The sequence below is a fragment of the Duganella sp. S19_KUP01_CR8 genome (assembly GCF_036688705.1).
Lineage (GTDB): Bacteria > Pseudomonadota > Gammaproteobacteria > Burkholderiales > Burkholderiaceae_D > Rugamonas.
In genome coordinates this window covers 256,813-281,300 of record NZ_JAQQPR010000004.1, presented here as the reverse complement: position 1 = coordinate 281,300, position 24,488 = coordinate 256,813, and the positions used below count along the sequence as shown (strand labels likewise).

14 protein-coding genes and 1 pseudogene are annotated in these 24,488 nt (G+C 59.7%); 10 read left to right on the top strand and 5 right to left on the bottom strand.

Annotation, left to right across the window (positions count from 1 at the left end):
• From V6M89_RS06300 to V6M89_RS06280, 5 genes and pseudogenes are all read left to right on the top strand, one after another.
• Positions 1-2,269 (top strand): RHS repeat domain-containing protein (locus tag V6M89_RS06300; protein ID WP_332852401.1); only part of this gene is annotated, 2,269 nt, incomplete at its 5' end.
• Positions 2,266-2,580, top strand: coding sequence for a hypothetical protein (locus tag V6M89_RS06295; protein WP_332852400.1), 315 nt, complete (start codon positions 2,266-2,268; stop codon positions 2,578-2,580). The genes V6M89_RS06300 and V6M89_RS06295, both read left to right, overlap by 4 nt.
• A 363-nt stretch (positions 2,581-2,943) precedes the next feature.
• Positions 2,944-3,261: pseudogene (locus V6M89_RS06290) on the top strand (outer envelope protein); the annotation flags it as partial.
• 366 nt (positions 3,262-3,627) lie between these two features.
• A complete protein-coding gene (locus V6M89_RS06285) occupies positions 3,628-13,998 on the top strand; it encodes an Ig-like domain-containing protein (RefSeq protein WP_332852399.1) in 10,371 nt (3,456 codons plus the stop codon).
• A gap of 9 nt (positions 13,999-14,007) precedes the next feature.
• Positions 14,008-14,427, top strand: a complete 420-nt coding sequence (locus V6M89_RS06280; protein ID WP_332852398.1) for a hypothetical protein — start codon at positions 14,008-14,010, stop codon at positions 14,425-14,427.
• A gap of 270 nt (positions 14,428-14,697) precedes the next feature.
• Here V6M89_RS06280 and V6M89_RS06275 read toward each other — a convergent pair whose 3' ends face one another.
• Positions 14,698-15,396, bottom strand: a complete 699-nt coding sequence (locus V6M89_RS06275; protein ID WP_332852397.1) for an integrase core domain-containing protein — start codon at positions 15,394-15,396, stop codon at positions 14,698-14,700.
• Between the two features lie 371 nt (positions 15,397-15,767).
• Between V6M89_RS06275 and V6M89_RS06270 the strand changes: the two genes are divergently transcribed.
• Entirely contained in the window at positions 15,768-16,649 is an 882-nt protein-coding gene (locus tag V6M89_RS06270; protein WP_332852396.1) for a PEP-CTERM sorting domain-containing protein, read from the top strand.
• Between the two features lie 31 nt (positions 16,650-16,680).
• On the opposite strand, the gene V6M89_RS06265 is transcribed toward V6M89_RS06270, so the two are convergent.
• The 3 genes from V6M89_RS06265 to V6M89_RS06255 all read right to left on the bottom strand — a co-directional run bounded on the left by V6M89_RS06265 (position 16,681) and on the right by V6M89_RS06255 (position 19,194).
• Positions 16,681-17,736, bottom strand: coding sequence for a GGDEF domain-containing protein (locus V6M89_RS06265; protein WP_332852395.1), 1,056 nt, complete (start codon positions 17,734-17,736; stop codon positions 16,681-16,683).
• 93 nt (positions 17,737-17,829) lie between these two features.
• Positions 17,830-18,648, bottom strand: coding sequence for a beta/gamma crystallin-related protein (locus V6M89_RS06260; protein WP_332852394.1), 819 nt, complete (start codon positions 18,646-18,648; stop codon positions 17,830-17,832).
• A gap of 87 nt (positions 18,649-18,735) precedes the next feature.
• Positions 18,736-19,194, bottom strand: a complete 459-nt coding sequence (locus tag V6M89_RS06255; protein WP_116989168.1) for an Lrp/AsnC family transcriptional regulator — start codon at positions 19,192-19,194, stop codon at positions 18,736-18,738.
• Positions 19,195-19,320: 126 nt separating this feature from the next.
• On the opposite strand from V6M89_RS06255, the gene V6M89_RS06250 reads away from it, so the two are divergent.
• Positions 19,321-19,605, top strand: a complete 285-nt coding sequence (locus V6M89_RS06250) for a hypothetical protein (RefSeq protein ID WP_332852393.1) — start codon at positions 19,321-19,323, stop codon at positions 19,603-19,605.
• Between the two features lie 6 nt (positions 19,606-19,611).
• Here the strand turns inward: V6M89_RS06250 and V6M89_RS06245 are convergent, their stop codons facing one another.
• A complete protein-coding gene (locus V6M89_RS06245) occupies positions 19,612-20,910 on the bottom strand; it encodes an NCS2 family permease (protein WP_332852392.1) in 1,299 nt (432 codons plus the stop codon).
• A 136-nt stretch (positions 20,911-21,046) separates the two neighbouring features.
• Between V6M89_RS06245 and V6M89_RS06240 the strand changes: the two genes are divergently transcribed.
• From V6M89_RS06240 to V6M89_RS06230, 3 genes are read left to right on the top strand one after another with little or no spacing between them, the layout of a single operon-like run.
• Positions 21,047-21,400, top strand: coding sequence for an STAS domain-containing protein (locus V6M89_RS06240; protein ID WP_332852391.1), 354 nt, complete (start codon positions 21,047-21,049; stop codon positions 21,398-21,400).
• Positions 21,397-22,365 carry an MBL fold metallo-hydrolase gene (locus V6M89_RS06235; RefSeq protein WP_332852390.1) on the top strand — a complete coding sequence of 323 codons (969 nt, stop codon included), beginning with the start codon at positions 21,397-21,399 and terminating at the stop codon, positions 22,363-22,365. Before V6M89_RS06240 ends, V6M89_RS06235 begins: the two co-directional genes overlap by 4 nt.
• 8 nt (positions 22,366-22,373) lie before the next feature.
• The gene (locus V6M89_RS06230) at positions 22,374-24,485 is read left to right on the top strand and encodes a CHASE2 domain-containing protein (RefSeq protein WP_332852389.1); all 2,112 of its coding nucleotides are present in this window, start codon (positions 22,374-22,376) and stop codon (positions 24,483-24,485) included.
• Positions 24,486-24,488 lie beyond the last annotated feature (3 nt).

The window sequence follows — 24,488 nt, the reverse complement described above, 5'->3', positions numbered from 1 at the left end:
CAAGCTGAGCGATCCCGACCTGGGTGTTGTCCAATACACGCCGGATCCGCTTGGTCGGGTGGTGGCGCAGAGTACGCCGGAGCTGCGCGCCAAGTCGCAGGCAGGAAAGATGGGCTACGATGAGCTGGACCGGATGACGTCGCGCGCGGAGCCTGATCTGACCAGTGCGTGGGAATATGATACGGCGGCCAAAGGCAAGGGGCAACTGGCCACGGCTTACACCACGCTGGCCGACGGCAGCAAGGACTATCAGCGGATACACACCTACGACAGCCTGGGGCGTCCATCCACCACCAGCCAGGTGCTGTTCGACGCCACCTACAAAGCGACGCCAAGCTACGACGCATGGTCACGCGTGAGTGGGCAGACCTATCAGCGGGGCACCGACGCTGCCAAGAGTTTCGCCTTGCGCTATAACGACAAGGGCTACCTGGCTACGATCGAGCGCGGCAATTTGGTGTTGTGGAAGGTGACGTCCCAGGACGCTGCCGGCCGATCAACATCCGTCAGCCTAGGCAACGCCTTGGTGCAGACCATCAAGTTCGATCTTTTCAGTGCACGTCTCACTGGCAAGCAGCTGACGACGGCTGATCTGTCGCCGCGACTCGACGAGGGCTATGCCTATGACGCGGTGGGCAGTGTACTGCAGCGCACCCAGGGCTGGAAGGGCAGCAACTTCATCGAGGACTTCCGCTATGACGAGCTGGGGCGTTTGAAGACCAGCACGATCGGTTCGGCGACGCAGACATTTACGTATTTCGCCGACGGCAGCATCAAGAACAAGTCCAACGTCAATACGGCCGACTACAGCTATCCCACAGGGACCAATCCGGCGCAGCCGCATGCGGTGCAGGGCTTCGAGGGTAGCCCGGTAAGCTTCACATACGACAAGAACGGCAACCTGCTGACCGGGATGAGTCGTACTGTCAGCTGGACCAGCTTCGATATGCCGCTGAGCATCAACAAAGGCGGCACTGTTGTCGGTTTCGTCTACGGCCCGGAACACCAGCGTACGCGCCAGGTCCGGGGCGCAGAGTACACCGTGTATGCGGGAGCGCAGGAGGTGGAGAATACCGCTGCCGGTATCAAGGTGAAGACCTATTGGCCGCAGGGCGTGGGCGTGGAAATTGATGAGCCGAATAAAGCAATTGCGTTGTACTGGACGCATGCTGACAGGCTCGGCAGTCCGGCGGCGTTGAGTGACCAGAACGGTGATGTGCAGGAATCGCTGGCCTATGATGCTTGGGGTAAGCGCCGGGCGTTGACCACGCAGGCCACTGACGACAACATCGACGGCAAACTCGATAACAAGGGCTACACCGGTCACGAGATGCTTGATACGGTTGATCTGGTGCACATGAATGGACGGGTATACGATCCTTTGATCGGGAGATTCTTATCGGCAGATCCACTGGTTCAGGATCCGAAGAATGGGCAGAGCTATAATCGGTACAGCTATGTGTTGAACAACCCAACCAACTTGACGGATCCAACAGGTTTTGCAAGTTGTAGTTCGACCGTTTCGTTCTCAGAGTGCACTGCCGTGAGAAGAGCGGGCGGTGATTTTGAGCATTACCTAGCCGGTGCCTATGGGGCCCTGATCAGTGGTGTCAAGGCAGCCGTGGCGGAAATATCCGGGACAACGCCATCGACCCGACCGATACAAGGTCCTTCCGGAACAAAAGTTGATGCCAAATCGGCAAACAATGCGACTGTTAATGGGGCCACTTATCAAGCTCATCTTGATACACTTGAATCGGCTATTGCTCCTGGGCGAACATTAGGTGAAATTCGCCAAGCGCAAACTGCATCCGGAGATTTTGGAAAGAGCTTTATTCCTGGGAACAGCACGGTTGATGGAATCTCCGATCTGCACGATGGAAAGATTGTTGCCGGCATGATTGGAATTGCTTCAGAAATTCCAGTTGTAAAAATTACAGGTAAGGCAAAGGGTTTGGTTAAGGAAATAACTCATGAGGTTATGAGTATTTTCTCGGCTCCTCTGTCTAAAGATATGTATTTATATCAAAAAGTGGATGCGGGTGGGCAACATCTTAAATATGGAACGACAATAAATCCTACGACTAGATATTCTGCAAAGCAGTTAAATGGCGGGCGACTGAAAATATTAGCCCAGGGCACCAGTGAAGATATGCTAAAACTGGAACGTGATCTGCATGAGACACTTCCTATTGGCCCAGAAGAATTTCAAAAGTTCTACATTCAAATGCAAACTGATAAAGGCTTACTGCCTCCTCCTTATAAATGAAAAAAGAATACCAACTTATTTTCCAGTGGGATGCTTCAACAATCAAGCATTTTGATTCAATAATCGATACGGAATCAATTTTGCGGAAAAATTTGCAAAAGAAACATTCTGTTGACGGTCATGATATGGGCGTTGGTGAAGCCAATATTTTTGTGCTGACTCAATTTCCCATTGATGCATTTAATGAGTCTATGAAAATACTAAAGGGGCAAGATGCGTTGTTAGGAGTTAGAGTTGCGTATAGAGAGGTTATGAAGGACGATTATGTAATTTTATGGCCGGAGGGGTTGTCGAATTTTGAAGTCCAATAGGTTTTTTGTTCAATTCGGCAAACACAAATACTGAGCCAGAATTCGTTGCAACACATCCAAACCGGCGGAAAGATTTTGGCTACGACGTGTCATATCATTTGGATTTGCTGGGAGAGCATTTCTTACAGAAGAAAGAGGAAACCGGGAATTTTCTATACGGGAATTTGTCTCAATGGTCGTACGGATTAGCCGATAATGTAAATTTGCATGAGATTTTGACCCGAGCTCAGGCTTAGATTTGCATCGTTGGTTGCCCCATTTCTTGGAGCGTAAACCTCTCCTCCTTAGGCTTGCTGGAGCCCCCCCCAAAGCTGAAGTAGCCGGGTCAATCGAACCGGGTCAAATTAGCTCGCAAACGAACACTATACCTACAAGACGCATGCGATGCTGTCGTCGGACTGGGGCATCCCGCTGGGTTCGCTGTGGGCCTTCGAGGGCTATGCGAACTTTATCGCATCGAAGGGCAAGGACGAAACGGGCAACGATACCGGCGCCGAGACCAATATCGACATGCAGCTGATGTTTGACGCGGGCGCCGCGATGGGCCACGCGAAGAACACCTTCCGCGTCGGCGTCGAGTACCAGTACTGGCGCAACAAGTTCGGCAACACCTCGGCCACCACCGGCGGCCAGGGTTATGTGGCGAAGACGCCGATGATCCGGGCTGAGTACCACTTCTAAGTTATCCGTAGTTGAACTACCGAGAGGCAGCCGTGAGGCTGCCTTTTTTCATTTGGTGGACAGGAGGTATGGGACGTAGGCTTTTCATCGCCGCATTGTTTTTTTGGGGGGGAGGCAGCGCGCTCACCAATCAAAGTTTTGTTATTAGAGAAGCATTAAAGTTTTCAATTTGAAATTTGTTGTTGTTTTGTGTTATTATTTCGCCCACTGTTTCCGTTGGGGATATTTAATTTCTCCGTCGCCATAGACCCCATCGAACTTCCCCGTATTGACTACTTTCCCGCTTACGACTGCGGCGAAGTGCTGTCTTTTTATCTGTCGCTGCGTTCCCTGCACGCTGCGCTGGCCCGTTAGTAAGAATAAAGTATGCGAAAAATTCTCAGAGGTTCCCAAGTTAGTGCCGCGCAAATGGTGTTTGGCGTGCTCAAAAAGCTGTTGTTTGTTTTGCTGGGCCTTATGGTGACGTTGACTCCGGCGTTTGCGCAGCGAACGAAGTTCTCAAATCAATCCGTGCCAACGACGATGATCGCGGGTCAGAGGTATAACGTCGCCATGAATTTCTTCTCGGCAGACGGCTGGCTCGCCGAGGACAAGTGTGCCATTGGCCCTGTAAATCCCATAAACAACATGACCTGGGGCATAGCGCGTTCTACGACTTCGGGCTTTCCCGGCCAGTTGATGGCATTTGTTTTCGATGTCGTTGCGCCGTCGACGCCTGGCGTCTATAACTTCCAGTGGCAGGTGAACTGCGGGAATTCGTGGATAGGCGAGCCGAGTACGAACTTGGCCATCAATGTCGTCGCGCCGACAAAAACCATGGTCTCGATCGATAGTCCGGCTGATGGACAACACTACACTTCAAGCGGAGCAGGGATTTCCACATGGGTGACGGGTCACGCTACACCGCGCGCCGGCACCTCCGTTGTCAAAGTGGACTTGTTGGCGGGGACCAAGGTCATCGGCAGCACGTCGGCGATTGACAAGACGACCTTTGGGGTTGGCGGTGGCCTTAACGACGGAGAAAATTCAATTCAGGTGAGGGCGACTGATAGTTCGGGTGGAGTGGCGCTCAGTCCAGCAATAACAGTTTACGGGCATTCCAATTCCAGCGTTGGCTCTCTCATCACCGCACTTACCTATCCCAAAAACAATGCCACTTTTTTGGCGCCGGAAGGAGGCACAGCCGATGTCCCGGTCGTAGCAACGGCTTCAACCGACGGTAACACTATCAACTTGATGTACGTGTATGACGGAGACCGGCCGGTTCGCCTCCTTGGTGGAAATGTTGCAAGTGCTATCGTCAAGTTACCAATTGGCGTACACACCCTGCGGTCGCAGGTGAGCAACGAAAAATATAATGTGTTCAGCGATCCGATTACCGTCAAGGTCACCAGCGCCAACATATTGCCGACGGCAACGCTGAGTACTCCAAACACCAATACGGTATATGTCGTTGAGAATGGAGCGACTGCCGCCGTCAATGTTACTGGATGGGCTGCCGATATTGATGGAGGGACGATTCAGACACTGGAATTGCTGGACAACGGCGTTGTTCGTGCCTCGACGTCAGGACCGCAATTTGCCGCAGACGTTCAATTGCCGGTCGGTACGCATCTCCTTCAACTTCGCCCAATCGATAATTCAGGGGGCGTTGGATTGCTAAGCAATGCGATCAGTGTAACGGTTCTGCCTAGCGGCGAATATATTTCGTATTCGGTTATGGGGCAGACTTCTCCCGGTGGCGCGGTAGATCCAGGTGGGACTTTTCAGGCCGGCCTTTATGTTCGGGCCACTGTTTCGCCTTACAGGTTGCCCGAAGACGCAGTCGATGCGGTGATGTCGGCCGAACTACGTGAAGGCAATATAGTCTTAGAGAAGCAGCAATTTCGGGTTGAGATCGGTAGCGATGGGCGGTTGAAAAACAGCACCCGCAGTATGACCTTGCTCAGTAACTTTGCTGTCGGCGTGCACAAGGTGTACATGCGTCTGTACACCTACTACCCTAAGGTTTATTACGATACGTTAGCTTATACAATCACTGTCGTCGATAAAACATTACCCCCGGTGGTAGTTTTCAGCACCCCTTCTAACGGCTCGACCATTTTGTCCCCGAACGCGCTATACGGGCAGGTGCCGATTGTCGGCTCCGCATCTACCGCCAGTGGTACCGTGGCCCGGCTCGAACTGGTCCAGGACGGCAATGTGATTGAGCGGGCGGTTGGCCCTGCCATGAATACCACGGTCTCGTTACGTGTTGGCGATTACGCTTTGCGGCTGCGTGCTACCGACAACAACGGCCTGGTCGGCGAGAGCAAACCACTCAATTTTTCGGTGCGTCAGGGAGCATTGCTTGGCGCCGTCACAGAGGTGCGGAGCGGCGCATCGGGAAAAACTGAGGTGGTGGGTTGGGTATGCCAGGACAATGTGAGTCAGGCGCTACGTGTTCAAGTGACGGCAAATCAGCCCGTCAATTCCCCAGGGGGGGCGGTTCTTGGCTCCGGCCTTGCGAATGTCAGTACCGAGCCCGGCAATTCTGTGGTGCAGGCAAAGTGCCATAGTCCGGGCAGCGCACATCATTTCGTCGTTGAACTCAACCAAGGCGCTGACTATTACAGCGAAGGGCGGTTGATAGTACAAGCGCAGCCAAACGATGGTAGTGCATTTCAAGTTCTGCCTTGTGACGCGGGCGCATGCACGCTGCCAGGCGGCCTTCGACTTGTATTGATGTCTCCGGCCGATGGCAGCAGCTATCCGTCCACCCCGTCGAAGGTAACCATCCGCGCCAAGATACTCAACGGCTCCGACCCGTACGACGGCGTCGATGTGAATATCGATGGGGGCTGGGCGCCGCTTGCCAAGGACGTTGACGGCACATATGCGGTGACTACCAGCTTTGATCCCGCCACAACGCATACAATTTATGCACGTGTCCGCAAAGGGAACGTCACGCTGAATAGCACACGGGCCCAGATTTATATGGGCAACGTGCCGCCGGCAAAAGTGACGCTGTCGGCAACGCCGATCAAATCACGTGTCACCGCTGATGAACAGACTTTCGTGAACTTCACCGGAAACAGTACAGAATCCGGTCACACCGTCAGCAAGCTCGAACTGTTCCAGTTAGGTAATGGCAATAACGTCGATATACGGTTGGCGGGGAACTCCGGCAACAGCAGTACACTTGACCTGAACACTGCGTGGCCGTTCAGTGCCGGCATCTATCGATTCAAGCTACGCAGCACCAATGACCTGGGTGTCCAGACCGAGTCGGCGCCGGTGGTGGTCAGCATCACCAATAGTCCTTTATTGGGCTTGGTCTCTGGCGTACGCATTGACCGCGACAACAAACCGCAACTGTACGGCTGGACCTGCCAACCAGGAGTCAGCCAGCCGTTGAGCCTGAACATCTATCTGGATGCGCCTTCCGAAGCGTCCGGCGGTACCTTGCTGGGTACGGGCGTGGCCAACGTCAGCACCGAGCCGGACAACGCCGCGGTACAGGCCGCGTGCCAGACGCCGGGAGCCGGCCATCATTTCAACATCGATCTGAGTGCCTATTCGACTCAGTATCCGGGGCGCGCGATTTACGTGCAGGGCTATGTTGCCGGCGGCGGCACCGATGTGGTGCTGCCGTGCGCCGAAAATTCGTGCACGATCCCGGATAGCCTGCGTATTGCGCTAAGCGTGCCTGCGAACGGCCAGCATTACAACGGGGCGTCCAGCATCTTTGTGAAAACAGTGCTAAGTGGCGGTGCCGGTTCCTACGACGAGGTTGCGATCGGTGTGGACGGCATATGGACCACTGCGAATCCCGACGGCGCGGCGGATGCATATTCGCTCACCTCGGCTTCGTTGCCTGTCCGTGCTGCACCCTATGCGATCCAGGCGCGTGTTCGCCAAGGAAATTCCACAATATATTCGGCGGTGAACATGATCACCGTGGACCCAGCGCTTGAGGTCCAGGTGACGCTGTCGAACCCTGTCAGCGGTGCATCGGTAGCGAGTGGTGGATCGATGACGTTGACCGCGACTACCTCAGGCAATGCCGCAGTGGCATCGCTGAAGTTCTATGCCAATGGAAACTCGGTGGCCACCGCGACACGATCCGGAAGCACATGGTCCGCAGTTTGGAGCAACATCGTAAGCGGTAGTTATCAGGTCAAGGCATCGGCGTTCGACGGCAGCGGTGCGCTGCTGGCACAGACGCCAGCGGTAGCGGTGACTGCGACCGCGCCGAACAACGGCGCCGAGCCCCCGGCTAACAGCTCCGATACACCGCTGGCGGTGAAGATCAATACCCCGCACCTGATCAATGCGGATGCCGGCACCTTGCCGGGTGAACTGGGCATTAACAATGCCGGCGCGGCCACCTACGGCATGCCGATCGTGGTCCCACCGGGGACGGCTGGCTTGCAGCCGTCGATTTCTCTTGACTACAACAGCCAGGGCGGCAACAGCATCGTCGGTCTGGGATGGAGCATCAGCGGCATGTCGCGCATCGCGCGCTGCGGCATGACGATAGACCAGGACGGCGTTAACTCGCGCATCAATTTCAGCCTAACCGACCGGCTGTGCCTGGACGGCCGGCGCCTGGTGCTGGTGAACCTAGCGATGAGCGATCTGAACTACTGGGCCGACACGGCGGAATACCGCACCGAGCATGATGGCTTCAGCCGTATCACGGCTCAGGGCGTGACGACCGGTGGCAACCTGGCTGGCCGCAGCTTCCAGGTCAAGAGCAAGGATGGCCGCATCATGACCTACGGCGGCACCGCGTCGAGCGTGGTCAAGGCGATCGTCCAGAATATCAATTCCGACTACACATGCAGTGAAGCGACACCGTGCAAACCGGCCGAGAAGAACGGCCCGATAGGCTGGGCGCTGGACAGCGTCAAGGACCGTTACGGCAACTACATCAACTATAACTACACGCAGAGCGCCACAACGGGCGAACACGTGTTGGCCGATATCCGTTACGGCGGCAACGGGCTGGCGCCGCACGCATCGGTGGTGTTCACCAGCGACACCAAGCGTCCGGACGCCTGGACGCGCTACATCGACGACGCGCGCAACGACTTGCGCAGCCGCGTGAACAACATTTCCACCTATGTGGGCGACGACCTCAGCGCCGACGCGACCGCCGGCACGCGGATACGTTCGTACACGCTGACATATGAGCGCAGCCCGACCAGCGGCCGCAGCCTGCTCAACATGATCAACGTGGCCGCGCGCAATCCGCAGACCGAGGTGGACGACGCGCTGCCGGTAACCACCTTCAGTTGGGGCAAGCCGGACACGACGAAGCAGGCCGGCTTTGATGCGCCCGTGGTATTCCCCGGCGGTCCACGTCTGTCGCAATTGACGACGTACAACCCGGTTGGCAACCAGATCCACGCGAACCTGTTCGCTTTCGCGGACTTCGAGAATCATGGCTTCACCGATATCCTGGAGAAGAGCGTGGCGCCGCTGGATGTACCGAAGACCGATCTCCAGCTGTATGCCGACCGGTCGTTGAAGACGTCCTATCGCTACTACCACAACAATGCCGGCAAGGGCTATACCGAGTACCGCTACACCATCAGCACGGGCGAGGCCTTTGGCGTGCTTGATACCGCCGACTTCAACGGCGATGGCGCACCGGATCTGTTGGTCTCTGCTGGCCAGGGCTTGAAGATCTGCCTGTCCCCGCTCGGTAACGGCAAGGCCCCGGGCGATGTGAGCGTACCTATCGTGTTCGATTGCAGTGCCAATATGCCCACGACCGGCAGCGCCGCCGCTAACGAGACCCCTTATGTGGCGGATATCCGCGGCGATGGACGGGCCGGACTGTATGGCCGTATTCTCTATGGCAGCGCGCCGAGCACGGTGTGTATGCAGATGGCGTGTCAGGAGGTGCCAGACCCGCCGGGAGAGATCGTAGGCTTTGGTTACGCCGCCGATGGTTCGCCTGAGTTCTATCGCCACGACTATTCTGAGTATTCGGCGATGGTCGACTACGCTGGTGTAGGCAAGCCCTTCGATACGCGATTCACCATGCCGCATTTCGTCAGTCAATTGTCCTACGATGACACGCCTAAAGAAGTCAGGTTGTGGGTCAACATGACTCCGACCATCAGCATACTGACCGTGCCCGAACCGGGTACGACGGTGAGCGCCGCGCCGATGACGGGCTACCGATACCGCAAGTACGCTCCGCTCGGAGCGGCCTGGCCGAATGTCAGCGCGCGCGTACCGTATTCGTTTGACTCGAACTATCCCGGGATGGGACGGGACGGCGACTTCAACGGCAGCGGCTACTCCAGCCTGGCGTATGGCTTCCTTGAATATAGCTGGGACGTCGCGTCGTTCACCTATGGCAAGGCCGAGATGACCTTATGCCTGTCGACCGGGCGTTCGCTCGACTGCCACGTCCGGAAAAAATACAGTGGTTCCACGCTTGCCGCTTTCGACGGCGCAGGCACGCCGAACCGCATGCAGTATCTCGCGGTGCGCGGCGTCGGCAATTTCATTGGTGACGGTCAGCCGAGCATTCTGGCCGAGTCGATGGTGCCGAATGACGTTGGTCCGTTCCCGACGACGAAACTCTATATGTGCCGCGTGATGGGCGACGATGTCTCGACCAAGGAAGACGGTTCGGACGACAGCAATATCGCCTGCGATCCGTGGTCCCGCGCCAAGGTGCTGGGCGAGGGGACGGGCGACCATACCTTCTTTATGGATGTGTTGGGTACCGGCCGCATGCAGCTGGTGAATTACCATGAAGACTGGCAGGCCAGCGACCCGAACAACATCAGCTACAGCTGGGCCGTGTCCAAGCCGACCGACCTCGCCGTCGCCGGCCAGGCGCTGGATCGGATTTATGCGGTCACCAACGGGATGAGGGATGCCCTCAAGAGCGACCCGCCTGCCACTGCGACGGTCACCTACACGGACGGCCTGGTGGACGGCACCGTCACGCACAGCGGCACGCTGGCGCTGGCCTATCCGCAGCACCTGTCCAGCGGCGTGGGCAAGTACGCGACCACGCTGAGCACCGCCAACGGCGGCAGCGGCAACCTGGTGCGCACGTACCGCTTCCAGGATCCGGTGATCGACGTGAACGGACGCGGTTCGCTGGGCTTCGCCCACGTGACGATCAAGGACGAGCAGAGCCAGGTGCAGACCGACACCGATTTCGGCATCAAGTGGCCGTTGACGGGCATGGTGCGCAAGGAAGTAGTCAGCCACGGCGGTACGACGCTGTCGCAGACCGATAACACGCTGGCGTTGACGATGTTGGCGCAGGCTAACGGCGGACATACTTGGTTCCCAGCTGTGGTCAACAGCGTGGTCCAGCGCTGGGATTTGAGCGGCGCCGAAATGGGCACCACCACCACCAGCGGTCTGACGGGCGGCGATTCCAGTATCGCCTACGACACGTACGGGAACGTGCTGTCCTCGCGCGTGGTGGTCAGCGGCGCCAACCCGGACTTCGCCCACACCACCGACACGGTGAACACCTACACTACCACCGATACCGAGCGCCTGTACCTGGGCTTACCCGACTCGGTGACGGTGACGAAGTCGCACAACGGCGACGGTGGCACGGCGGTCGCGCGCAAGGTGGCGATGGAGTATGAGAGTAGCGGCAAGATTAAAAGCCAGACAGTGGAACCGGATGCCCCGGCGCTCAAGCTCAAGACCAGCTTCACGTACGATAGCACCTTCGGGGTACTGCTCACCAAGCAGCTCAACTGGTTCGATCCGGACACCGCAAAAGAGATCTCCCGTGTCGAAGCCACGATGACCTACGATGCCAAAGCGCGCTTCCCCGCGACCGTCAAGAACGCGCTCGAGCATTTGGAGACCCATGCGTACAACGCCGGTACCGGCGCGCGTACCAAGCTGACCGGACCGAACGGTCTGTCGACGGTGTGGGAAGTGAACGGTTTCGGCCGCGTGACGCGCGAACTGCGCGCCGACGGCAACGCATCGCAGAGTTATATGAAGCAATGTGCCAGTGATTGCCTGGGTTCGGAGGTGGCGGTGGCGATCACCGAGCAGTTCCACGGTGTCGACCGTATCGCGGTGCCGCAGGTGGCGTACCTGGACAACATGGGGCGTGTGGTACGCGCGCTGACCTGGGGCTTCGACGGCAGCAAGATCACGACCAACAAAACCTACGATGCCGCCGGCCTGCCGCTGGACGAGGACATGCCGCATTATGGCAACAGCGGCGTGCCGGCAGTGCACCGCGAATACGACGCCTTGCGTCGCCCCATACTGTTGCGCACCTTCGGCGAGGATGGCGGCAACGTCGACACCGCTACCGACTATGACGGCCTGAAAGTCACGCTAACCAATGGCAAGGGGCAGGTGCGGGTCGAACACAAGGACGTGCTGGGCTTGACGTCGTACGTGGAAAACCTGTTGACCACGCCAACGAAGAAAACGCTGACCACGCGCTTCGGCTATGACGCCTGGGGCAATCTGGCGACCACGATTGATCCGAACAAAAATGTCATCACGGTCAAGTACGACACCTTGGGCCGCAAGATCCAGTTGCAGGACCCGGACCTGGGTCAGATCGACTACTCGGTCAATCCGCTGGGCTTGACGTGGAAGCAGGTCAGTCCGGTGCAGCGCGCCAAGGCGGCTTTGCCGACGCCACCGCCGGCGCCGTACACCAAGATGAAGTTCGATGCGCTGAATCGGATGGTCGAGCGCACCGAGGACGACTTGAAGAGCTACTGGATCTACGATACGGCAGCCAACGGCATCGGCCAGCTGGCGCAGGCGTACACGGGCGTCCAGGCCTCACCGGATTACCGCCGCGTGCATACGTATGACGATCGTGGCCGTCCGTTGAGCACGACGCAAACGCTGTTTGACGGCGACTATGTGAGCACGCCGAAATACGATGCCTGGGGCAGGGTGGTCACAGTGTCGTATGGCCACGCAAAGGACGCGCTGAAGGTGTTCGCGCAGCGCTACAACAACTATGGCTACCTGTCGCGGATGGAGCGAGAGGGGTTGGTACTGTGGAAAGCGACCGGGCAGGATGCGTCGCATCGGGTCGCCAGCGCCACGTTGGGCAACGGCCTGGTGCAGACCGACGACTACAACGCGCACAGTGGGCGCCTAGCAGGAAGTGCCACCACTGCGGGCACCGTGGAGCGGCTGAAGGAAAGCTATATCTTCGACAAGATCGGCAATGTTTCGCAGCGTACGCAGCACTGGGAAAAGGCTGGGTTCATGGAATTGTTCGAGTACGACGAACTGAACCGCCTGACGAAAAGCACGATCGGTTCGGACAAGGTATTCACCTATGATGACGCTGGCAATCTGACGTCGAAGACCGATGTCGGTACGGGCGACTACATTTATCCGCCGCAAGGGGCGGGGGCAGTGCGGCCGCACGCGGTGTTGAGCATCACCGGTAAGGCTGGCAGCTTCAGCTACGACAACAACGGCAATCTGCTGAGCGATCCATGGCACACGGCGACGTGGAATAACTTCGACATGCCGATCAGGATCACCAAAGGCGGCAAGTCGAGTACTTTCGTCTACGGCGCGGAGCATCAGCGCACGCGGCAGACGCGCGAGGACGGCACCATGACGGTGTACGGCGGCGCGCAGGAAGTGGAGTTGGACAGTCAGGGCAAGTTGGCGTCGGTGAAAACCTACTGGCCGATGGGGCTGGGTGTGGAGATCGACAAGGCGAATGCGACCGCGACCGAGCTGCACTGGTTGCACCGTGACCGACTGGGCAGTCCGGTGGCGATTAGCGGAGAGACCGGTGTGGTGCAGGAGCAGTTGGCCTACGACGCCTGGGGCAAGCGCCGCATACCCGATGGCAGCGCGACGCCGGACAACCTGGATGGGGTGATCGACAACAAGGGCTACACTGGCCACGAGATGCTCGATCAAGTGGATCTGGTGCACATGAACGGGCGTGTATATGATCCGTTGGTGGCGAGGTTCATCAGCGCCGATCCGATCATCCAAGATCCATTTAATGGTCAGAGCTTTAATCGGTACAGCTATGTGCTGAACAACCCGACGAATCTGACCGATCCGACAGGCTTCGTGGCCGTGTGCGACGACAAGAAAGTATGCGCACCAGAACCCGAGCCGCAGAAGGTCACCATCACAGGTCAAAAGGAAAAGAAGGTAGAGCCGCCACAACCTAAGGTGTCGGCGAAAAATGCAAGTGTCGCTATACTTGGCCTTACGACCATAACCCATCCCGCAGGACGTGTGGCTGTTCCTGCTGCGGTTACTGCGTTTATTGCAGCCCCTTTACCTGCAAAAATTGCGGTCGTAGCTGCTGCAGTTGTTGGGTATAAGGTGTGGAAGGGAAATAAGGATAAGCGGGCGAACGCGATTGCCAATGGCGATACGACTCCGAGTGATGCGCTTTCGAATAAACCCGATGGTACAAACAGCGAAGGGAAGAAAGGAGACCGCGAAGGAAACGGCTTCCCCGACCGCGAATTGCCGCGAGACCCGAATGGCAATCCAGTTCGAGATCCTGAGGCTGAGGGAGCGCATACTCAACTTGGTCAAAAAGAAGGCCGTCGTGGTAAGTACGACCAAGGACGGGAATGGGATGCCAATGGACGCCCTGTTAAGGACATTGATTTTACGGATCACGGACGGCCTCAGAACCACACGAATCCGCATGAGCATCCTTATTTGCCGAATCCAACTGGTGGCACGCCACAGCACGGTCCTGCACGACCATTGCAAAACTGAGGTGGGAATATGAGTATGCTTGAAGTGCCGATGTATCGAGAAAATGGGACTCGCGTTCAACTGGTGGATTTGCTGGCGAAGGTGCCAGCAAATGACTGGGCCTGGAGCATTATTGAATTTGATGGCGTTGGCCAGATGCCCGCCAATGACTCGGTCCTTGAGTTTCAGAAGAGGGTGCGCCAGCAGCCTCTCGGCTTAGTTCTGACATGGAGCGAAATCTTAAGATTTGCAGAAGCAGTTGAATACACGATCGATTGTTTAATCGTTGCCGTATCGCGTATTGAACGGTTGGAGGTCAATAAGCTATTGGCCGACGACTTTCAAGAATGCGAGATCGCCATTCGTGCAATCGACAGCACGGAGTGGATTCTATTTGCTTCAAATCGGACAATTTTAGATGGGTTGGAAGGCGCGGCTCGATACTCGTAGGCTACTTGTATCCTGTTCGTATCCTGTCGTATCCCATCGGCGACCGGTGCCCCGTCCGCTTGTCCGCAATGGGTTGGCGTCATTGATTGAGATGGAAATTTGAAAAAACAGTCGTCGATTTGTCTATTTTTTAGGCGAGTCGTCGGCTGTTTTTGTTTTTCGAAGCATGAATTTTCTCAGCTTTCAGATTCCTATTGCCTGAATCCGTGCTTCGGACGTGACTCTCCCCGGACAAGCATCCATATCGCGCCACGTTTCACTGCTGTCCGCCTACCAGCGCAAATACACTCCCGTCAATAGTCCCTCCCACGCATCAAATCGTTGCGCCGATTTTGGCGCCTTGCCATATGGATCTTGGCCTTGCCAAGCGTTCAAGGGCGTCCAGCCATACAGATGCTGATGTGGTCGGACCGCGTTGTACCAGAATCGGAATTGCCCGATTGCGCGATCAAGATCATTGAGATCGAGCACGGCCAGATGGTTGAGCTTTTCCTTCAATGTGCCGAACAGCCGCTCGATACGGCCGTTTTGCCAAGGTGAACCTGGTGCGGACAGGCGATGCCGTATACCCAGCCAGCGCAAGCCGAAGCGGAACAGGCGCGACGTAAAAACAGCATCGTTATCGGTGCGGACGATGCGCGGTGTTCCATATGTTTCGATGACCGCCAGCAGCGCCTTGAGCGTTGTGACGGCCGTGCGATTGGCCAGCGGCTGCAAGCACAAGGCCATTCTGCTGCCATGATCGAGAACGCCAAAAATGGGATAAACAGTTTTCACTGTATCGGCCTTGCCTGTGAAGTCCAGGCCCCAGGTGGTGTTGATACGCTGTTGAGGTGGCACACGGCGTTTGTAGTGTCGTCTCAGTTCGGCGATCTCATAGCGATGTGTCCGCACCACGTCCGCCACCCAAGTCTTGCCGACAGTGACATGCCGCTGCGCGGCGTACATGCGGTTGAAGGTATCAGCCAATTTGTAGCAACTCAGGTCGCTGAGCGCTTTGAGGCGGATGATTTCGTGTCTGACCCACGCGGGCTTGCGTCGCGATCGAGGGCGGAGCCGGGCCGGTTGGCGTCGGTATCGATCAGATTTCGGCGAGCTCTGACGTGCAAGAGTGATCCAGACAAAAATGAACAGCAGTAGCAGAAATAGGTGCATCGAGGATTGGGTGGGGAGACAGGGGGCAGGCAGAGGCGTTGCGTGAGGCCCAGGAGAATTGCTGTCGGCTGAGCTTACAGTGCACCATCTCCGCGAGCACGACAACCATGGCACAGCAGTAGCCAAAGCGCTTGGAACCGAAATTGCATCTTCTGGTACGCAGCATACACAACCAGGAGATACTCATGAAACATTCCCTAACGAAGTTGTTTTCCCTGAAGCGCGGCGCGATGCGTGGCGCTTTCCTCATGGCGCTGGCCGGCATCGGCTTTGCCGGCGCGGCACAGGCGGCTCCGATTCATGTGACCGACGGCCTTTTCGGCCTGGAAGAGTGGACCGTCTCGGCGACGAACGGCGCGCCGGCCCGGTCCACCGTCAGTTCCGCCAGCTTCAACGTCGGCTCGCCAGGCGGCACCCGCTTCTACGTGGAGCAATCGACCGGCGGCGCGCCGGGTAGCACGCTGGGCCATACGCTGAACTTGATGTACGACCTGGGAAGCTTCAAGCCGGGCGGGACGGCCGGGCTGTTCACGGACGTGTTCTTCCAGAACGGCGCAGACGATTATGTCGTGCATATCACCGAAAGCGGCATCCAGGCGTTTGAAAAAGACCACGATGTGCGGTCGCCGGTTGATGCGGCGGGCGGTTTCGATCTGAGTTCGCCTGTGTGGTCGCTGCTCGACGCCGACGAACTGGCGCTGGCGAAGTTCCATGCCGGCGCCAGCATCGGCTCCAGCCCGAACTATGCCGATCCGCACCTGATCATTGAGTTTGACCTTTCCATCGACACCACCGCAGGCGCTTCTCCGTTCGCGGCGCTGGCGCCGGACGGCTTGTACAAAACTGACCCGGCATTCTGGTCCGGTTCGGTGGGTGGGGCGGGGCGTCCGACCATCGTGGTCGGTTCGGCGATCTTTACCCTGACCTCCAACGGTGCGGTAACGGTGATTCCGGTGATTGGTCCTGGCGGCTTGCCAGTGCTGCAAGCGATACCGGAGCCGGGCACCCTGTTGCTGCTGGGCGCAGGCTTGCTTGGCTTGATCGGCGCCAACCGTCGCCGTTTGTGATGAAGTGGATGCCGGCGATCCGCTCGCCGGCTCAGGCGGCGGCCGGCATGCGCTCCGCCAGCATGTAGCGGTTCTTGCCGTGCCGCTTGGCGAGATACAGCGCCTCGTCGGCACGCTTGTAGCTGACCGACGGGTCGCTGTCCCTGTCGAATTCGGCAATGCCGATGCTGACCGTGCGCGGTGGATGCGTCGCCGCGCGCACGCCGTCCAGCAGCGCGGCGGCAAAATCCAATGCGTCCACAGCCTCGCCCTGGAACAAGACGCCGAATTCCTCGCCACCCAGACGCCCGCACAGGTGACCCGCACCCAGCTTGCCGATGACCTGCGCCGTGTGGATCAGCACTTCGTCACCAGCGTCGTGACCCAGCGTGTCGTTGATCTTCTTGAAGTCGTCGATGTCTATCATCAGGAAAAACAGCGGCGACTGCGGCGGCTGCGATTGCACGCGGCGCACTTCCAGCGTGAATTTGCGACGATTGTTCAAGCCGGTGACCAGATCCTTGAAGGCCATTTCCGCCAGTTCCCGCCGCGCGCGGTGGCTGCGCACCCGCAGGTTCAGGAAATAGGCGTGCAAATAGATCGCCATCGCGAAACTGCTGCCCATGACCAACAGCGCCAGATTGAACGTGAGCTGTCCCGGCTGCGCGGGGAAATTGCCGACCGTGAGTATCAGCCACACGGCGACGGCGGCGGTGATGTAATTGATCATGCCGCCGAAGATGGGCGCGGCCGACAAGGTCAGCACGGTGCCGACCGGCAGCACCCAAAAGGTCGGGTCGGGGCAGTAGGCCATCAGCAGGCGAAAGGCGAAGGCGGTGGCGGTGGTGCCGATGATGCCGGAAACGACCAGCGCCTTGACGGAGCGTGCACTGAGCGAGATGGCAAGGCTGAGCAGCATGCCGGGCACGCCGAACAGCAGGCTGGCGTGCAGCGACTGCCCGCTGGAGGCCAGCAAGATGGCGGCTGTCAGCCAGCTCACCAGTCCGACGCTTTGCGAAATGATGGCGACCGGCCGCAGTTCGGAGTAGAACTGCTGCTGCTCGTCGGTGTCGCCGCCGTAGTAGGAATAGGGGAGTAGATTACGCATGCAGTCTCAGGGCCGGCCCATTTGGGGGCTTGAGTATACTTGCTGGCTTGCCCACATCCCAAATAATTTGGGAAATGTGGGCAAATTCCAGCATTACATGCGTGGTTCGCCGGACTTGGCGTTGACGGCGATGGTCTGGCCGGGGGCGGTGCTCATCTGCACGCGGTGTTGTTGGCCGCGATAGTTATACGTCACGTCCCAGTATTCAGGCGTCGGGTTGCTGACGTTTTCGCAGCGGCGTACGTCGCGGGAATAGTTCTGCGAGTTGCTGTTGTTGGCCATGTTGTTGCCGATGGCCGCGCCGGCTACTGCGCCGCCGGCTGTGGCTACATCGCGTCCCGTACCGCCGCCCACCTGGTGACCCAGGATGCCGCCGATCAGCGCGCCGGCAATGACGCCGCCGACGTTGTTGCCGCTGCGGGCCGGTTCAGTCACTTGCTGGCGTTCGACCCAGCAGCGCTGTTCCGGAGTACCCACCACGGCGCGCGCCGAGGTGATCGGCACTTCAATTACGCGCTCGCTCGGACGGCGGCGGTATTCATAGGTCGGTTGCGGCAGCGGCTCCGGCGCTTCGTTTTCATAACGGTCGCGACGGCCTACCGAACGTACCGAGGAGATGCGGTCGTTCATGCCCATGCCGGCCAGAGACTCGTAACTGCCGCGGCGCAGCACCATGCAGTGGCCGCGGAAGTTGGCGTCGTCGCAGACCTCCCACTGGCCGCGTTCGACCACCACCGAGGAGGCGCGGTCGTTGAAACCGGTGCGAGAGAAGTCGTTGACTGGGCGGTTGGCGTTGGCGGTGAAGGTGCGACCGCGCCAGCCGTCATGTTCGTAGAAGGTAATTTGCGCCATGGCTTGCGACGCCAGTGTCATTGCGGCAACCGCGATGGCGAGTTTGAGGGGCTTGTTCATGTTCATCCTTTTTATAGTAGTTGTTCGAGCACCTGCACAATGCGCCGCTTCCGGCGCGCCATCTGTGCGGTTGACAACATAGCCGCATCAAGGTTCGACCGAATGCGCGCGTTTCAGGCAGCGCAACACGAAAGTGGAGCGGCTGTGGCGCAGGCCGGGTAGTTTGTACAGTTTGCGGCGCAGGAATTCCTCGTAGCCGGCCGTGCCGGCCACCGCCACCTTGATCAGGTAATCGTATTCGCCGGTCAGCAGGTAGGCTTCCATCACTTCCGGCAGGTCGGCCAGCGCCTGGCCGAATTTCTCGAAGATGTCGTCGTCGTGGCGGTCCAGCGTGACCTCGATGATGACGGTGTCCGGGTAACCCAGCGCCTGCTGGCTGAGCAGCGCCGTGTAGCCCTCGATCAGGCCGCCTTCTTCGAGGGCGCGCACGCGGTTCCAGCACGGCGTGGTGGACAGGCCGACCTTTTCGGCCAGTTTGGTGTTGCTCAGGCGGCCGTCACGGCGCAGTTCGCGCAAAATGCGGCGGTCCAGTTCGTCGATTTCCATGTGGTAGATCCGTAACAGATGATTATTCCTATGATTTTACATCGGACGGGATGATCTTCTTCATTTGGCTGGATATCGAGCAAAACAAGGAAGCCTATTTTGCCGACTACCGGATATTCTGGTTGCATGAATACCACACAAAAAAGCTACCGATTTTGCATAGAGCCGGACGATCCCATCGCCACGCTGGAAGCGGTGCTGGCGATCGTGCGCCGGTTGGGACTGGAGTTGCGCAGCCTGCGCACGACCACGCATCCGCAAGGGGTGGACGTGCAGATACGGCTGGCGGCCGAGGACGAAGATCCGTTGACCTTGTGCCGCATGCGGCTCAACAACGTGGTCGGCATCCTGGCGGTGCGGGAAATGCCGACGCTGGTGGCATCCCCGGAACGGCTGGCGGCGCGAGGCTAGCCGCGCTTAGCCCGCTATGTAGGTGTACTTGAACAGGAACAGCGCGGCGATCACCCACACCACGGGCTTGACCTGGCGCGCCTGGCCGGTCAGCAGCTTCAGGCCGGCGTAGGTGATGAAGCCGAAGGCGATGCCGTGGGCGATGGAGTAGGTGAACGGGATCACCAGCGCGGTGATGGCGGCAGGCACGCTTTCGGTGGTGTCGCTCCAGTCGACCTCGACCAGGTCGCGCAGCATCAGGCAGGCGACGAACAGCAGCGCCGGTGCGGTGGCGTAGGCCGGCACCACGCCGGCGATCGGCGCGAAGAACAAAGCCGCCAGGAACATCAGCGCCACCACCAGCGCGGTCAGGCCAGTGCGGCCGCCGGCCTGCACGCCGGCCGCGCTTTCCAGGTAGGCCGTGGTGCTGGAAGTGCCGAGCATGGAGCCGGCCACGATGGCGCAGCTGTCGGCCAGCAGCGCCTTGTTCAGGCGCTTCATCTTGCCGTCGACCAGTAGGCCGCCGCGGCTGGCCACGCCCATCAGCGTGCCGGTGGCGTCGAACAGTTCAACCAGGAAGAACACCAGCACCACGTTGAACAATCCCATCGAGGCGGCGCCTTTCAGGTCGAACTGGAACAGCGTCGGCGCCAGCGATGGCGGCAGCGACATGAAGCCGTGGAAGGTGTTGCCGCCGAAGAAGAAGCTCATGATGGTCACCACCACAATGCCGATCAACAGCGCGCCCGGCACCCGCAGGCGGTCCAGCGTGACGATCAGCAGGAAGCCGAAGACGGCCATGATGGTCTGCGGCTTGTGCATATCGCCCACGCGCACCAGCGTTTCGGGGCTGGCGACCACCAGGCCGGCGCTCTTCATCGCGATCAGCGCCAGGAACAAGCCCAGGCCCACCGTGATGGCCACCCGCAACGAGTGTGGTATGCCGTTGACGATCACTTCCCGTACCTTGAACACGCTCACCAGGATGAACAGGCAGCCGGAGATGAACACCGCGCCCAGCGCCGATTGCCAGGGCACGCCCATGCCCAGCACCACGGCATAGGCGAAGTAGGCGTTCAGGCCCATGCCCGGCGCCATGCCGATCGGGTAGTTGGCGTACAGGCCCATGATGATGGTGCCCAGCGCGGCCGCCAGGCAGGTGGCGACGAACACGGCGTCCTTCGGCACCCCGGCATCGCCGAGGATGGCCGGGTTGACGAAGATGATGTAAGCCATCGTCAGGAAGGTGGTGATGCCCGCAACCACTTCGGTCCGAACGTTGCTGCCATGCTCAGTGAGCTTGAAAAATTTGTCGAGCGGCGACATGTGCGTTCTCCCTGGTTGCGTCGAGGCCGAAGAATATCATGTGCAGGCGATTCTCCTCGGAATTGCTTCTTGCACAAAAAGATGTAAAAATGAAAAATACCGCCATCTCCACCCGCACAGCGCACAGGGCACCATTATGGAACTTCAGCCACAGCAATCCGGCAGCACCGTGGTGCTCAGCCCGGCCGGTCGTATCGATCATACCCATGCCGACGCCTTCAAGCTAGCACTCGACCCGCACCTGCGCGACTGTAGCAAGGATGGCGCCGCGCTGGTGCTCGATTTCAGCAACGTCAACTACATCAGCAGCATAGGCTTGCGCGCGCTGATGCTGGCGATTAAGCAGGTCAAGGCGCAGGGCGGGCGCATGGTGCTGGCGGCCTTGCAACCGCTGGTGCTGGAGGTGTTCACCATCAGCCGCTTCGACATGCTGTTCGAGATCTTCCCGGACCGCGCCGGCGCGCTGGCTGCCGTCGGTGGCGCTTCATGAAAGCCCGCATCTGGGGCGCGCGCGGCTCGCTGCCGGTGGCGCTGAACCACAAGCAGATCCGCTCCAAGCTGGTGACGGCGCTCGAAGGCGCCATCGGCCGCAACCTCGATACGCCGGAAAAGGTGGCGTCGTATATCGACAACGACCTGGGCTTCGATGTGCGCGGCACCTACGGCGGCAATTCCAGCTGCGTGGAAGTCGAAGTGTGGAACCCGGACACCGTGCACGAACACATCATCCTCGACCTGGGCTCGGGCGTGCGCGCGCTGGCCGGCGCCAAGCTGGCGCGCTATGGCCCGGCCAAGCCGCAGACCTACCATGTGTTCATGTCCCATCTCCATTGGGATCACATCATGGGCTTCCCGTTCTTCACGCCGGCCTACATACCGGGCAACCGCATCGTCATCTACGGCTGCCACCAGGAGCTGGAGACGGCCTTCCGCCGCCAGCAGGAGCCGATTAGCTTCCCGGTCGGCTTCCAGCAGCTGGGCGCGACCATCGAGTTCGTGCAGATGGAGCCTGGCGTTCCGCTGCAGCTGCACGACGTGACCGTGACGGCCAAGCTGCAACTGCATGCGGGCGACTCCTACGGCTACCGCCTGGAGCATGGCGGCAAGACCATGATCTACAGCACCGACTCCGAGCACAAGCTGGATAACGCCGCCGAACGCCTTGCCTTCGTCGAATTTTTCCGCGACGCCGACCTGGTGATCTTCGACGCCATGTATTCGCTGGCCGATTCGATTTCGGTGAAGGCCGATTGGGGCCACTCCAGCAATGTGGTCGGCGTTGAACTGTGCCAACTGGCCGGGGTCCACCAGCTTTGCCTGTTCCACCACGAACCCATTTACGACGACGCGCAGATCGCCCGCGTGCTGACCGAAACGCGGCGCTATGCCGAGATCACCGGCGAAGCACCGCTGGACATCGTCTCGGCCTACGACGGCATGGAAATCGAACTGTAAGCGCGGCCATGCTGCTTCGCTTGCAAACCCAGGCCCTGGGCGGCGTACGCGCAGGCCAGGGCAGGCCGCTGGCGCTGGTGCTGGCCGCCTTGCTGGCCGTGGCGCTGACTGTCGGCGGCGACGGTCTGCTGCCGCAGCTGCGGCTAGCCTTGTTCAATGCCTACCAGGTCCACTTTCCGCGTCAGCGCGCATCGGGGCCGGTCCAGATCATCGCCATCGACGAAGCCTCGCTGAAGGAGTTCGGCCAGTGGCCTTGGCCGCGCACCCGGTTGACCGAGCTGATAGAGCACATCAACGCCCAGCAGCCGCTGGCCATCGGCCTGGATATCCTGATGCCGGAGCCGGACACCACCTCGCCCGAGGCGCTGGCGGCCCGGCTGCCTGCCGGTCCGCTGCGCGACAGCCTGGCGGCGCTGCCCGCGTACGACGACGTGCTGGCGGCGGCCATGCGGCGCGCGCCGATGGTGCTGGGGGCTGCGGGTTTTGCCCATCCCGAAGCCGGCACCAGCGATGCGCTGCGTCTATGGCCGGTGCATGTGAAATGGCCGGCGTCGTCGCTGCCGGTGATGCGCTTCCCGCAGGCGATGTCCAGTTTGCCCTTGCTGCAGGCGGCTTCCAAGGGGCAGGGCCTGTTGTCGGTGAATCTCGAAAAAGGCATCGTGCGGCGCGCGCCGCTGGTGGGCGCGATCGGCGAGACGCTGGCGCCGGCGCTGTCGATGGAATTGCTGCGCGTGGCCACCGGCAGTTCGGCGCTGGAGATCGAGGCCGATGCCGACGGTGTCCACAGCGTGTCGGTCGGCGACCTGCATGTGCCGACCGCGCCGGATGGCACGGTGTGGGTCAACTTCTCGGCGCCCGCGATGGACCGCTACGTCTCGGCGTTGGACGTGATGCGCGGCCGGCTGGCCGACGGCGCGCTGCAAAACAAGATCGTCATCGTCGCCATGACCGGCTTGGGCCTGACCGACTACAAGACCAATGCGCGCGGCGACTTCATGCCCGGCGTGGACACGCATGCGCAGATGATAGAAAGCTTCTTCGACGGTACCTTCCTGCGCCGCCCCGGATGGATGCGCTGGGCCGAGGTGGCGACGTTCGGCGCTTGCAGCCTGCTGCTGGTCTGGTTGCTGCCCAAGCTGCGCCTGCTGGTGGCTGTGCCGCTGGGTGGTGCGTTGGTGCTGGGTGTGTACGGCGGTGGTGCGTTGCTGTTCGCGCGGGTCGGTTTGCTGTTCGATGCGACCAGTGTGGTGTGCGCCGTCGTGCTGGTCGGTCTAAGCCTGTTGACCAGCATGCTGGCGGCGGCGGTGCGCGACCGCAAGCACAGCGACCGCGCCTTGCAGGTGGCCCGCGTCTCGGCCGCCAAGACCGCCGGTGAACTGGGCGCGGCGCGCCGCATCCAGATGGCGACGCTGCCGCAGGCCGCGCTGTCTTTCCCCGGCGAGCAGCGCTTCTCGCTGGAGGCCTTGCTGGAACCCGCGCGCGAAGTAGGCGGCGACCTGTATGACTTCTTCATGCTGGATCGCGACCGCGTGTTCTTCATGGTCGGCGATGTATCGGGCAAGGGGCTGCCGGCCAGCCTGTTCATGGTGGTGGCGAAGGCGCTCTCCAAGAGCATCGCGCTGCGCGGACCGTCCGAGATGGCCGCCATCATGAACGGCGCCAACCGCGAGCTGACCCGCGAGAATCCGGAGATGCTGTTCGTGACCAGCGTGGCCGGCATATTGGACGCGTCGAACGGCCAGGTCTTCCTGTGCAACGCCGGCCATGATGCCCCGCGCCGCCTGACTGTGGACGGCCGCGTCGAGCACCTGCAAGCGGCCGACGGCCCGCCGCTGTGCGTGTTGGACGATTTCGAATATCCGGTGCAGCGCTACCAGCTGCAGGCCGGCGAGTGCCTGTGCCTGACCACCGACGGCATCAACGAAGCCATGAACGAAGCAGGGGACTTGTATGGCAACGAGCGGCTGGATCGTCTGCTGGCCGCGCTGCCTTCAACGGCGGCAGCCACGCCCGCTGCGGTGGTGCAGGCGGTGCGCGACGATGTGCGCCTGCACGTGGGCCAGGCCGAGCCTTCGGACGACCTGACTTTGCTGGTGCTGCGCTGGGATGGCGCGGGTTGATCG

Excerpts from the sequence above, each read along its gene's own strand:
- V6M89_RS06295 (WP_332852400.1), top strand. The coding sequence starts at position 2,266 with ATGAAAAAAGAATACCAACTTATTTTCCAGTGGGATGCTTCAACAATC.
- V6M89_RS06285 (WP_332852399.1), top strand. The coding sequence starts at position 3,628 with ATGCGAAAAATTCTCAGAGGTTCCCAAGTTAGTGCCGCGCAAATGGTG.
- V6M89_RS06280 (WP_332852398.1), top strand. The coding sequence starts at position 14,008 with ATGAGTATGCTTGAAGTGCCGATGTATCGAGAAAATGGGACTCGCGTT.
- V6M89_RS06270 (WP_332852396.1), top strand. The coding sequence starts at position 15,768 with ATGAAACATTCCCTAACGAAGTTGTTTTCCCTGAAGCGCGGCGCGATG.
- V6M89_RS06265 (WP_332852395.1), bottom strand. The coding sequence starts at position 17,736 with ATGCGTAATCTACTCCCCTATTCCTACTACGGCGGCGACACCGACGAG.
- V6M89_RS06260 (WP_332852394.1), bottom strand. The coding sequence starts at position 18,648 with ATGAACAAGCCCCTCAAACTCGCCATCGCGGTTGCCGCAATGACACTG.
- V6M89_RS06255 (WP_116989168.1), bottom strand. The coding sequence starts at position 19,194 with ATGGAAATCGACGAACTGGACCGCCGCATTTTGCGCGAACTGCGCCGT.
- V6M89_RS06250 (WP_332852393.1), top strand. The coding sequence starts at position 19,321 with ATGAATACCACACAAAAAAGCTACCGATTTTGCATAGAGCCGGACGAT.
- V6M89_RS06245 (WP_332852392.1), bottom strand. The coding sequence starts at position 20,910 with ATGTCGCCGCTCGACAAATTTTTCAAGCTCACTGAGCATGGCAGCAAC.
- V6M89_RS06240 (WP_332852391.1), top strand. The coding sequence starts at position 21,047 with ATGGAACTTCAGCCACAGCAATCCGGCAGCACCGTGGTGCTCAGCCCG.
- V6M89_RS06235 (WP_332852390.1), top strand. The coding sequence starts at position 21,397 with ATGAAAGCCCGCATCTGGGGCGCGCGCGGCTCGCTGCCGGTGGCGCTG.
- V6M89_RS06230 (WP_332852389.1), top strand. The coding sequence starts at position 22,374 with ATGCTGCTTCGCTTGCAAACCCAGGCCCTGGGCGGCGTACGCGCAGGC.